This window comes from Acinetobacter sp. 797_lipA, assembly GCF_058243025.1.
In genome coordinates this window covers 3,542,128-3,554,456 of record NZ_JBZAYQ010000001.1, presented here as the reverse complement: position 1 = coordinate 3,554,456, position 12,329 = coordinate 3,542,128, and the positions used below count along the sequence as shown (strand labels likewise).

Here is a 12,329-nt window from a genome sequence, read left to right as displayed (position 1 = left end):
GTGAAACCCCTATTCATTCCATCGATAATTAATAAAAACACTATGTACCCACCGAAGCGGGTCGCCATTCTAACCAAGTTATCCACATCTGTCATGGAAAATTCTGCAGATATTGCTCAAAAAGCCTGCTTATGAAAATAAATTTAAATTCAAACACTGGTGTGGATAAGTTTATCCGCAAACTGTGGATAGAATATAGCACAAAGTTATCCACAAACTATTAATTTTATAAAAACAATCTTATCCACACCATATTTTATTGTTTTATAATTAAAAAAGCGTCATTTCCACAGAAAAAGACCGCCCTAATAGTAATAAATTTAAATTTATAAATTTGAATTTATTTATAAGAGACCTGTTTTCTGGGGATAACTGGAGATCCAAAATGAATTTAAATTTAAAAACATGCACAGCAGGTGAATTTAAAGACTTGTGGATAATTGTGTGGGTAATGTTGTTGGTAACTTATATCACTTTAATAAACAATAATCTAGGTTGTGTATAAGGAAAAAGTGCAGTTGTTTAAATGTTTTCGAGAAAAGAGCAAGCTCAAACTGCTGTTACAAATAAAAAGGCTTAATTTCACAAGAAAATCGGTTTTCCATTGACAGCTCAAGCAATGAACACTAAACTCGCGAACCTTCATTGAATGATCATTTTTGGAGTTTCGATATGAAACGTACATTCCAACCATCTGAATTAAAGCGTAAGCGCGTTCATGGTTTCCGTGCTCGTATGGCTACTAAAGCTGGTCGCCAAGTATTAGCTCGTCGTCGTGCAAAAGGTCGTCACAGCTTAACTGTTTAATTAATAGTTAACGCTTAAACGATTTTGGGTGTTATGACTACACTTTATGGCTTCAGCACAGAGGTTCGTATTCGCTGTGCTGCCGATTATAAAAGTGTCTTCGATGGTGCGCTTTTTAAAGTGCATCAGCCCCATTTCTTATTTCTAGCAAAACTGACCGAACAACCTCAAAGTCGTTTGGGTATTGTTGTTGCTAAAAAGAAAGTGCGTCGTGCACACGAAAGAAATAGAGTAAAACGTTTGGCTCGCGAAAGTTTTCGCTTGCATCAACAGCAATTAACTTTAGATATTGTGGTTATGCCTAAAATGGGGATAGAAACAGTGCCTAATGCAGAGTTGCACCAGCAATTACAATTTGCTTGGCAAAAATTACAACGTCTTGCCAAAAAGCATCAAAAAATAGCTCCCTCCCTGCAAAAGTAGAGATGGCCAATGGTCCGGTTACTGCATTGGTTAATTCGATTTTATCAAATTGCGATTAGTCCTTTACTTGGACCGCGTTGTCGTTATATCCCTACATGTTCTCAATATTCATTGGAAGCAGTCCATACACATGGTGCTGTGCGTGGTGTGTGGTTGGCTACTAAACGTATTTGCCGTTGCCATCCTTGGGGTGGATCGGGGTATGACCCTGTTCCAAACAAAAGGATTCGTTTTATCTCTTTTCAGCAAATAGATTCTCAAAAGCATCTGGTTGCTGTACCCTTTCGTGATTGTTTCTTGAACCAAAATCACTCTAACCACTTGGGGTAATCGATATGCAACAATGGGCCAGGTTTGCCATTCTCGGGGCCATGTTTGTTGTCGCTTATTTGCTCATTTTGGCTTGGCAAAAAGATTATGGACATGCTGAGACTCAGCCACAGCCACAACAGGCTGCAGCAGTTTCACATGAAGTATCTGCAGATTTGCCAAATGCTCAAACGGCTTCAGCAGCGTCTGATATGCCACAAGCAAATATCGCGACTCAGCAACCAGCTACAGAAGCAAAAGCGTCTGTAAATCAACAGCTTATTTCAGTACAAACTGACCTTTATCATCTTTGGATTAATCCTAAAGGTGGTGATATTGTTCGTATTGAATTGTTAAACCATGACAAGAGCAAAGACAGTAACGAAGCATTTGTCATGCTTGAAAGTGATGCAAAACGTACTTATGTGGCGCAGTCTGGTTTAATTGGTCTTAATGGTCCAGACAGTAACCGTAGCGGTCGTCCAATGTATGAGATTGAAAAATCTGCTTATACATTAAATGATGCCAAAGCGGTTCAAACTGAAGATGGAAAAAGTATCAAAGTGTTAACCGTACCGATGGTACTGAAAACAGCTGATGGTGTGGAAATCATTAAAACCTTTACCTTTAAGCAAGGTGAATATCCTGTTGTTGTGAACCATAAAGTGGTGAACCGCAGTGGTCAAAACTGGCAGGGTCAAATGTTTGGTCAACTCAAACGTGACAACTCTGATGATCCAGGCAAATCGGATCAAGGTATTTTCACGCTGGGCACTTTCTTAGGTGGTGCTTGGGGTTCGCCTGAAGAACATTATAACAAGCTTAAATTTGCTAACTTCAATGAAGAAAAATTGAATGTTGAAGCGAAAGGCGGCTGGGTTGCTATGGTTCAGCACTACTTTGTGAGTGCTTGGATTCCAGGTGACTTAAAATTGACGCAAGCCAATGGTCAACCTTATGTCGCGAAATTAGAGTCGCGTAAGTCAACGGATGATATGAATATCATTGGTTTTACTTCACCGACGATTACTGTACCTGCTGGTACAGTGGCTGAGATTGACGCGACCTTCTATTCAGGTCCGAAAGTTCAATCTGAGTTAAAAGAGCTCGCAACAGGTTTAAACCAAACTGTTGATTATGGTTGGTTATGGCCAATTGCTAAATTATTGTTCTTGGGTCTTGAGTTCTTCCACGGTTTAGTGGGTAACTGGGGCTGGGCAATTATTTTGTTAACGGTCTTGGTGAAACTGATTCTTTGGCCGTTGTCGTCTAAGAGCTATCGCTCAATGGCGAAAATGCGTGTCATTGCACCTGAAATGCAGCGTATGAAAGAAGAGTTCGGTGAAGACCGTATGCGCTTCTCTCAAGAAATGATGGCACTGTATAAACGTGAACAAGTCAATCCGCTTGCGGGTTGTTTGCCATTGTTATTACAAATGCCAATCTTCCTTGCGTTGTACTGGGTGTTGATGGAGTCTGTTGAGCTTCGTCATGCGCCATGGTTACTTTGGATTCAAGATTTGTCAGCGATGGATCCGTGGTTTATTTTACCGCTGTTAATGGGCGCAACGATGTTCATTCAGCAGTCTTTAAATCCACAACCGGCTGATCCAATGCAAGCGAAAGTTTTCAAAATCATGCCGATTGTTTTCACAGTCTTTATGTTGTTCTTCCCTGCGGGTCTCGTGTTGTACTGGATTGTCAACAACAGTATCACGATTATTCAGCAGACCTTGATCAACAAATCTGTAGAAAAAGACCGCTTGAATAAGGAAAGTGCGTCGAGTTAATCGAGGCAACTTTTCGCGAAAAGCTGAATAAATCCGCTTAAGATGGTAATCTTAGGCGGATTTTTCATTGTGTGACTTTTAAGATTTTAGGTGAATGTTATGTACAACCGAACCACGATTGCTGCCATTGCAACACCACCTGGGCGTGGTGGTGTGGGGGTCATTCGCCTATCTGGTCCCAAGTCATATGAGATTGCACAGGCCTTGACTCAAAAAGACTTACCGAAAGCGCGTTTTGCTGGTTTTCGCCAGTTTTATGATGCGTCTGGCGAGGTGATGGATGAGGGCTTAGCGATTTGTTTTCCGAACCCAAACTCGTTTACTGGTGAAGATGTGGTTGAATTGCAAGGTCATGGTGGCCCTGTCATTCAAAATGCTTTACTGGGGCGTTTGTTGGAGCTCGGGGCGATTGCTGCAAAAGCCGGTGAGTTTTCCATGCGTGCTTTTGAAAATGGCAAGCTGGATTTGGTACAGGCTGAAGCGATCGCCGATTTGATTGATGCGACGTCTCAAGCGGCTGCACGTTCTGCGGTACGTTCATTACAAGGCGCATTTTCAACTAAAGTGAATCATGTGTTGGAGCAATTGATTCATCTACGTTTGCATGTGGAAGCTGCGATTGATTTTCCTGAAGAAGAAATTGATTTTCTTGCGGACGGGAAAATTTTAAATCTTTTAGATGGTGTTACAACTGCTGTGAACCAAGTGCAACAATCGGCTCGTCAAGGACAGTTGCTGCGTGAAGGTTTACAAGTGGTGATTGCTGGAAAACCGAATGCAGGTAAGTCATCACTGCTCAATGCATTAGCAGGCATTGAACGCGCCATTGTGACGGATATTGCAGGCACTACACGGGATGTCTTACATGAAAAAATTACCCTGAATGGCTTACCCATTACCTTAACCGATACCGCGGGTTTACGTGAAACCGGTGATATTGTAGAAAAAGAAGGGATTCGTCGTGCCATTAAAGAAATTGAGCAAGCCGATCTGTTGCTCTTGGTCTATGATTTAAGCCAAGGCGAAGACCCACTCAAACTGGCACAAGAATATTTTGCTGAGCATATTGAACCGAAACGTTTAATGCTGATAGGCAATAAGTGTGATTTGATGGAAACGACATCGCATATCGAAGACTTTAACGGCTTCCGTCATATTATGGTTTCGGCAAAGCAAGAAACTGGCGTTCAAGCGCTCATAGAAGCGATTACAGCGCATGCAGGCTTCCAGCCTGAAGAAGATGCCTTTATTGCGCGTACACGCCATTTAGACGCAATGAAACGTACTCAGCTTTACCTTGCTGAAGCTCGTGAACAATTGGTGGTGTATAACGCAGGTGAGTTGGTCGCAGAGTCGCTACGTTTGGCGCAAAATGCCCTCGGTGAAATTACAGGGGACTTTAGTGCGGATGATTTGCTTGGGAAAATTTTTGGATCATTCTGTATTGGAAAGTAATTTAAAATTAAACCAATATTCTAATAAGTTCTAATAAGTTCCAATGATAATTAAATAGCATTAAGTTTTAATAGCTTAGTGCTTTTTTAATGACTTTTTATTATTCCAATGTGTTCTATACGTTCATCTAGTGCTATGATTTTTTTAGTCACTAAAAAGTCACAAGCTTAACTGTGACTGTATTTTTTTAGATGGTGACTAAATGATGAAACAAGCAGAAAAGATAGTTTTTTCGACAGATAGGGAAATCAAAAATCTAAAAGCTGGTGTAAAGAGATATACCGCGAAAGACACGGTAGCGAATGGCTTGTTTTTAGACATAACAACGACTGGTGTTAAGTCATGGTGGTATCGTTATTCACTGCATGGCAAACAGGAACGATTTGTATTGGGGCGTTATCCTGATTTATCTCTTAAAGAAGCACGACAGTTACGTGATGAATCTGCTTCATTAGTTGCTAAAGGTATTTCACCAAAACAGAGTAAGAATAATAAAGTCACCAGTGTTTTATTCAGTGACTACGGTGAACGCTATTTAAACGAAGTCATTAAGAAAGAGCGTAAAAACCCATACAATATGATTCTGTGTTTGAGCAACGATATTTATCCAATGATAGGACATATCGCTTTAGATCAGATCAGTGCTGATGATGTGCGCCGTGTGATATGGCGTAAGAAAGATCAAGGTTTTGATGCTGCTGCTAATCAGGTCAGAGGTTTGTTAAAGCGTATGTTTGATTACGCAATTACACTTGGGCTTGTCCAATATAATCCAGTATTAGCAATCCCTACACGTCATATTTATAGAGCCGTAGCGAGAAACAGATATTTAAGCACCAGTGAAATCCGCACTTACTACACCACCCTTTTGAACTCACGTATTTATCACCCGAGAAAATTAGGCTTATTACTAGCATTACTTACCTTAGTGCGTAAATCGGAACTATTGAGAGCAAAATGGGCGCATATCGACTTTGAACAACGGATATGGTTGATTCCTGAAACAAAAGCGGACAGCACTACAGGCCAGAGCCGAGAAATGGTTGTTTATATGTCTGATCAAGTGATTGAGATATTCAAGGAATTAAAAACAATTGCAGGCGATGAGCCTTATGTATTTGTTGGTCGTAAGCGCGGTACACATATCAGCCATAACGCTTTTAACACGGCGCAAAAGTCAGCACTGGCATTAACAGATATTCCCGACTTTACAGTGCATGATTTACGTCGTACAGCGAGTACACATCTCAATGAACAAGGTTTTAATAGTGATGCAATTGAAGCGTGTTTAAACCACACAGTAAAAGGTGTTAGAGGGGTTTATAACAAGGCTAAATATGAAAAAGAGCGTACAAACATGCTTCAAAAGTGGAGTGATTTTATTTTTGGGGTAATTTACGAGCACAATTTGATCTTTTTTAATGAGGCTAAGAAATATAAGGGCATTTGAATTGTAAAATAATGTAACAGTGAACAATATGTTCAAATGAACAATATTGTTCATTTGAACATATTGTTTATAAAAAACAAATACTTATATTTTTATAAAACTCAAGCATATACGATTTTTGGTGAGCATTTTTTAAAACAGCGAAGTACTTAAATAGTGTGATTTTTGATGTGTTGAGCGCTTGAAGGGATTTTTTAGAAATTTTGATGTGGGTAGTAATTTGATTATGACTCTTATAGAGTTACAGCGAGTTCAATGAGTTACAGAGAGTTCATTAACTTCAATGAGTTCAATAAAGAAAAAAAGACCAAGTAGGCAAATACTTGATCTTTTTTGTGAAGCATGTGGCCTTAGTAACGTCAATTACCAAGAGCCATTAATTTTTAAACCTTGTCTACCACGACACAAGACTAAGAGATATTAGAAATGTAATCAGTTTAAAAATTATATGCACAGCCCAATAATTAAACAAGGTTATGCATTTACGAATAGTTAGCATACCATTTTATTCTCTTGAGAATAATACTGAAATTAATTTTCAGTGATGCATATCTAAATATTTGTAAATAGCTATGCGTATAACGAATAAAAAGACTACTTTATTCTAGTGACCAAGTTTGTGTCTAGGCATTTCCATGAATGGAGTATGTTTAGATGACTGCATCTAAAAATAAACAAACCGAAAACCAACGTCTAATCCGCCGTAAAGAAGTACAAACTAAAACAGGGCTTTGCACTTCATCCATTTACGCCTTGATGAAGAAAGGTGATTTTCCACAGTCCTTACAGATATCTATACGCCGTGTCGCTTGGATCGAGTCAGAGGTCGACCAGTGGATTAGTGATCGTATAGCGAGTCATAAAGCCACCATTGCAATGATGGAGGTTTAAATCATGCAAAACCATCAAACCCAAGTTTTAAATTACTTGAAAAGTGGTAAGACATTGAGCCAAACCGAAGCTATTACATACTTTAATTGCTACCGTTTGAGTGCTGTTATTAAGTGTTTACGCAATATTGGCTATGACATAGTCACTCATAGAGAACCTAATTCAAACAACAAAGCAACTCATGCACGATATGAATTAAAAGAGGTGCAGGCATGAGTCAATCTACTAGTAAAATTCATCAAATTACGCGTCAGCGTATCCAATCTATTGACTTTGCACATAAGCAAAGTTTGACCCAGCGTATTTCTTCAATGATTAAAAAGGTATGGGGCTAATCATGTCTAATCAAATTAAAAATGACTATGTTCCACCGTCAAATGCTAGTGCCTTTTTTATACCACACCCTGAAGCAAATCATTTGAATGCTCAAGATGTTGCATTTGAGTTGATATCTGGTGCGAAGAATATTTCTGTCGCTACTTTTCAATGTTTTAAGAATGGAAACGAGTTAATGATTGACGCAAAAATTATTGCCAATCTGATTGTTGAACTTCAAACAAAACTAGAAATGATTGAACAAATTCTACCTTTAGCTTTTGAAAGTGGAGAGGTTTAATTTTGTTTAATCGAATTCAAACCATCCAAGGTTTAAAGGTTGGTGCGGAAGTAGATAGAAAGGCGGTGACACTATGAATATCACTGCCCCCATCAAACCCGATACCATCTTAGCAAATTGCACATTGCTAAATCCACCGGATGAAACATATCTAAATCACCCCATCATTCAGCGTTTTGGTAGTCCAGCACAGCCGATCTATGTTGACCAATACGATGTAGATATAAACGGCGTGAGCTATGACAATCCTTTGATTCTACCTATCTATGATGGTCAATTAAATCTTGTGCAATGTGCTGTACTACAAGATAAACAACAGGTTCAAGCCCTGCCTGATGGATTGGCCAAAGGCCTTGCCTTCTATGGTCATTTTGACCATGCAGAGCCTATCATCATCACCTATAACCTAGAGGCATTCTTTAAGATTGCTCAAACAGGTTATGCCGTTGCTTTAGTAGTATTACCCAGTGTATGCAATGCCAAACAAGTAGCACTTAAGCCATTTGACTTTAAGCAAATGCATTTCGTAATTCACCAGTTGGAAAAGGCAGGCTATACACAGCTTTATATGCCAGTACGTCCTGAGCATATTCGTCTTGAAGCTTTTCAAAGCCTCGAAAAGAATACCAACGTCCGATTATTGAACCAGTATCAAACGATTATGGGAGCTGAGTTTCTGACTGAGCTATTAAAAACTGATAGCAAAGAGGACGTAACTGCATTTATTGATGAGGCCATAGAGCAACTACCGAAATTGAGTTTGTTACCTAAAGGTCATTTGGCCAAGCCTTTCAAAATGGATGACGGCGCATATTTACATATCATGGAGACGGGGCTTTATTTGATCAAAGAAACAAGGGATGGAGATGGGGAGCTTAAACAGACTCGTACTTTTATCTGTCATTCAGCTATTATTTTAGGTGAAGCAAGAAGTCCGAATAATGATAACTGGAAGCGGGTTATTCAGTTCCATGACAAGGACAATACCCTACACCGACTTTTGATACCTTATGAGCATTTCATGGGGGAAGCTCAAGAAGCTTTAAAGATAATTGCTAATCATGGCCTGATGCCACCACGCCAAGCTAATAAGAAAAATGTATTCATCAACTACATTCAGGACTACCCGATAGAGCAACGCTTTCGCTGTGTAGAGCGTGCGGGGTGGCATGGCCGATGCTTTGCTACACCCAATAAAACCTACGGTAGCATTGAAGATGAGGAGCTGCTCTTTCACAGTGACAATAAAAGCCCTTATACCGTCTCGGGGAGCTTTGAAGAATGGCAGAAATTAAGCCAATTAATTGAACCCCATGCATTAGCGGTGCTGGCATTCTCAAGTGCCTTTTCTGGGCAATTAGTTTTACCTCTAGGTGCTGAAAGTGGTGGGTTTCATCTCTATGGCTCATCAACTGATGGTAAAAGTACTATCACCAAGGCCTCATGCAGTATATGGGGTAATCCAAAGCACATTTCTAAGTCATGGCGCACCACTGACAATGCTTTAGAGAATGAAGCAGAATTGAGAAATGATAGTTTTTTAAACCTAGATGAACTGCGCCAAGCGGCACCTAAAGCTGTGTCTGATATTGTCTATATGCTGACTGGTGGACAAGGCAAGGCCCGAAGTACTAAGGCAGGCAAAAACCGTGATACCAAGCAATTCAGTCTGATGTATACCTCTACGGGTGAAGTCACTCTTGAGGAGCATTTGCGCCGTGGCAGTATAGAGTTGGATGCAGGGCTATTACTACGCTTTGCACATATTCCCAGTGATGCTGGTAAAGGATACGGCGTATTTGACTGCATTAACTATGGTACAGCTCCACAAGATATAGGCAACCGTATTAATGAGCTGGCATCACAGCACTATGGCCATGCAGGGATTAAATGGTTGGAGTATCTGACCCAAGATAAAGATGCTGTCATGCAACAGGCCCAAGTTCTATTAGACAGTTTTATTGAACAACACAGCCAAATCAAGAATGGCCAAGCCAGCCGTGTTTTACGCCGTTTTGCACTAGTGGCCACTGCTGGAGAACTGGCCACACTGGCAGGCATTACAGGATGGATGAAAGGCCGTGCATTTGAGGCAATAGCACATTGCTTTAATACATGGCTGGGTAATCTAGGCCACGGCGAGAACATGGAAGAAACGAAATCCCTTGAGCATATCAAAGCATTTTTTGAAGCCAATGGCACCAGCCGTTTTGAGGATATAACCAGAATCAGACAGGCAGATTGTGACATGCTACGCCAAAGGATTCATAACCGTGTTGGTTACTATGACCCTAAAGATAAAGTCTACTTGGTATCCCCAATCATGTTTAAAAAGGAAATGTGTATTGGGATGAATGAGGCTAGCGTCAAAAAGGCATTAATTAAATATGGCTGGATTAAAGGCTTTATTGAAGGTGATAAAAAGCTGTATGTAAAGAAATCCAGCAACACCCTGCCCGATGGTACACGCCCACGTATGATGCATTTCAGCGCAGAAGCCATGCAAAACCTAGATAGTGAAATCTGAGAATACTATTTATAGGATGGACGTAGTGGACAAGGTGGACATAGTGGTAATATTTAAATCTAATCTATTGTTATATATAGCTATTAATATGTCCACTTTATATAAGTTTATCTATTTTAATAGGTGGACATAAGGTGGACACGATTCAAAGTAAAATATCCTGTCCACCTCATCTACTTTTAATGTCCACTTTTTTACTATTCATATTTATATACAGGTGGACTAAATTAATTATTTAAAAACATGTAGATAATTAATTTAGTCCACTTTTTCCACCATGTCCACCTCAAAACAGACATATACATGAGCCAATAGCATAAGAAAAAAAAATGCCAAACGTAAATAAAGCAATTGTCATGGGTGTATTAGGTCGTGACCCTGAAACAAAACAATTTCCCAATGGTGGAAGCGTTATCACTTTCAGCGTAGCAACTTCTGAGTTTTGGAAAGATAAACCACTGGTGAGCGCAAAGAGGCTACAGAGTGGCATAGAATCACCACCAACGGACGTTTAACGGATGTTGCCAGTAAGTACCTCAAGAAAGGCAGTAAGGCATATATTGAGGGTTCATTGCGTACACGGAAATGGAAAGACCAAAACGGCGTAGATCGGGAGGTAACAGAGATTAGGGCAGATGTATTGCAGTTGCTTTGATTGGCAATTGATGTCTGATTTATCAAATATTCGCACTAAATTTAAGAACTGGATGAACAAGTTTAAAGTGTTTATATTCTACTGAATATTTTTTAAAAATTTCAAAAAATAGGACGGCTTAATGTCTGATAGTAATACAGGTGAATTTATCCTATATGCATCTGAGGATGGCGAATTAAAAATTGATGTCAGGCTTTTAGATGAAACAGTTTGGCTCACTCAAAAGCAAATGGCTGAAATGTTTCAAAAGAGTGTGAGCACCATTAATGAACATCTAAAAAATATCTTTGATGAGGGTGAACTTGATCAAAATTCAGTTATTCGGAATTTCCGAATAACTGCTAGCGATGGTAAAAGCTACGACACCCAGCACTATAATTTAGATGTAATTATTTCAGTAGGTTATAGAGTTAAATCACAACGAGGAACTCAATTCCGTATATGGACAACAAAGGTTTTACGTGAATTTATCGTTAAAGGTTTTGCTATGGATGACGCAAGACTTAAAAACGGTGGAAATAATAATTACTTTGATGAGTTGCTAGCTCGTATTAGGGATATTCGAGCATCGGAAAAACTTTTTTATCAGAAAATTTTAGAGATATATGCAACGAGTGTGGATTATGACCCTAAAGTGGCTGAGTCAAAAAATTTTTTTCAAACTGTTCAAAATAAGATGCACTGGGCAGCGCATGGGCACACTGCTGCGGAAGTTGTATATGCCCGTGTAGATGGCAGTAAACCTAATATGGGAATGACGAGCTTTTTAGGTGAAGGGCATCCAAAGTCGAAAGATATTACGATAGCGAAAAATTATCTTAATGAAAAAGAAATGGATGTTCTTAATCGCTTAGTAACTATGTATTTGGATTTTGCAGAGTTACAGGCTATCAACGGTACAGCTATGTACATGAAAGATTGGATAGCTAAATTAGATAAGTTTTTAATGGCTTCCGATCGTGAAATTTTGACTCATGCTGGAAAAATATCACAAGCTCAAGCTAAGCAAAAAGCACAGTTAGAACATGCAAAGTACAAGCAACAATACATAAATTATCAAACACCAGTAGAGAGGCATTTTCAGGAGGCTATTAAGGATGTTAAACAAATAGCTAAGCAACGGAAAAAATAAATAATTGAATAGCCTCCTTAATAGGGGGCTTTTTATTGGTTGATGCCACTATTCGCAGCTAGCATCTTAAACAGGGTATTCTATTAAATTGGATTAACATTTTGATATACGAAGTTGAACTAATGAAAAAGAAAACCTTAGAAGAAAAGATAAGACAAGTCATATTAAAGCGAAAAATATCGTGGTTTTAACAACTCAAGATATTTTTGAATTTCGATTGATGGTTTATAACAATATAAACATTATTTTTATAAAATTCATATATAACAATCTC

12 protein-coding genes and 1 pseudogene are annotated in these 12,329 nt (G+C 39.1%); all 13 read left to right on the top strand.

Annotated features, from left to right (window positions below):
* Window positions 1-672: 672 nt before the first annotated feature.
* The 13 genes and pseudogenes from rpmH (at window position 673) to AC4CU2_RS17390 (ending at window position 12,055) form a co-directional block, all read left to right on the top strand.
* A complete protein-coding gene (gene rpmH / locus AC4CU2_RS17450) occupies window positions 673-807 on the top strand; it encodes a 50S ribosomal protein L34 (RefSeq protein ID WP_000831329.1) in 135 nt (44 codons plus the stop codon).
* Window positions 808-840: 33 nt separating this feature from the next.
* The gene (rnpA, locus tag AC4CU2_RS17445; RefSeq protein ID WP_039890852.1) at window positions 841-1,230 is read left to right on the top strand and encodes a ribonuclease P protein component; all 390 of its coding nucleotides are present in this window, start codon (window positions 841-843) and stop codon (window positions 1,228-1,230) included.
* Between the two features lie 9 nt (window positions 1,231-1,239).
* Window positions 1,240-1,560, top strand: coding sequence for a membrane protein insertion efficiency factor YidD (gene yidD, locus AC4CU2_RS17440; protein ID WP_004977726.1), 321 nt, complete (start codon window positions 1,240-1,242; stop codon window positions 1,558-1,560).
* A gap of 5 nt (window positions 1,561-1,565) precedes the next feature.
* Window positions 1,566-3,329, top strand: a complete 1,764-nt coding sequence (gene yidC / locus AC4CU2_RS17435; RefSeq protein ID WP_004697434.1) for a membrane protein insertase YidC — start codon at window positions 1,566-1,568, stop codon at window positions 3,327-3,329.
* Between the two features lie 99 nt (window positions 3,330-3,428).
* On the top strand, window positions 3,429-4,784 hold the full coding sequence (gene mnmE, locus AC4CU2_RS17430; RefSeq protein WP_490769189.1) for a tRNA uridine-5-carboxymethylaminomethyl(34) synthesis GTPase MnmE: 1,356 nt from the start codon (window positions 3,429-3,431) through the stop codon (window positions 4,782-4,784).
* Between the two features lie 202 nt (window positions 4,785-4,986).
* On the top strand, window positions 4,987-6,234 hold the full coding sequence (locus tag AC4CU2_RS17425) for a tyrosine-type recombinase/integrase (RefSeq protein WP_201706966.1): 1,248 nt from the start codon (window positions 4,987-4,989) through the stop codon (window positions 6,232-6,234).
* A 654-nt stretch (window positions 6,235-6,888) separates the two neighbouring features.
* On the top strand, window positions 6,889-7,125 hold the full coding sequence (locus tag AC4CU2_RS17420; protein ID WP_004697440.1) for a helix-turn-helix transcriptional regulator: 237 nt from the start codon (window positions 6,889-6,891) through the stop codon (window positions 7,123-7,125).
* Between the two features lie 3 nt (window positions 7,126-7,128).
* Window positions 7,129-7,341, top strand: coding sequence for a helix-turn-helix domain-containing protein (locus tag AC4CU2_RS17415; protein ID WP_004697442.1), 213 nt, complete (start codon window positions 7,129-7,131; stop codon window positions 7,339-7,341).
* Window positions 7,338-7,460: a hypothetical protein gene (locus AC4CU2_RS17410; RefSeq protein WP_004803330.1), complete on the top strand. Its 123-nt coding sequence runs from the start codon at window positions 7,338-7,340 to the stop codon at window positions 7,458-7,460. The genes AC4CU2_RS17415 and AC4CU2_RS17410 overlap by 4 nt, the downstream gene beginning before the upstream one ends.
* A 2-nt stretch (window positions 7,461-7,462) precedes the next feature.
* A complete protein-coding gene (locus tag AC4CU2_RS17405; RefSeq protein ID WP_004697448.1) occupies window positions 7,463-7,741 on the top strand; it encodes a hypothetical protein in 279 nt (92 codons plus the stop codon).
* Window positions 7,742-7,814: 73 nt separating this feature from the next.
* Window positions 7,815-10,268 (top strand): DUF927 domain-containing protein, encoded by a 2,454-nt coding sequence (locus AC4CU2_RS17400; RefSeq protein WP_490769188.1) that lies wholly within the window; start codon window positions 7,815-7,817, stop codon window positions 10,266-10,268.
* Between the two features lie 329 nt (window positions 10,269-10,597).
* Window positions 10,598-10,920, top strand: a pseudogene (gene ssb / locus AC4CU2_RS17395) (single-stranded DNA-binding protein); the annotation flags it as partial.
* Between the two features lie 124 nt (window positions 10,921-11,044).
* Window positions 11,045-12,055 carry a virulence RhuM family protein gene (locus AC4CU2_RS17390; RefSeq protein WP_279665808.1) on the top strand — a complete coding sequence of 337 codons (1,011 nt, stop codon included), beginning with the start codon at window positions 11,045-11,047 and terminating at the stop codon, window positions 12,053-12,055.
* Window positions 12,056-12,329 lie beyond the last annotated feature (274 nt).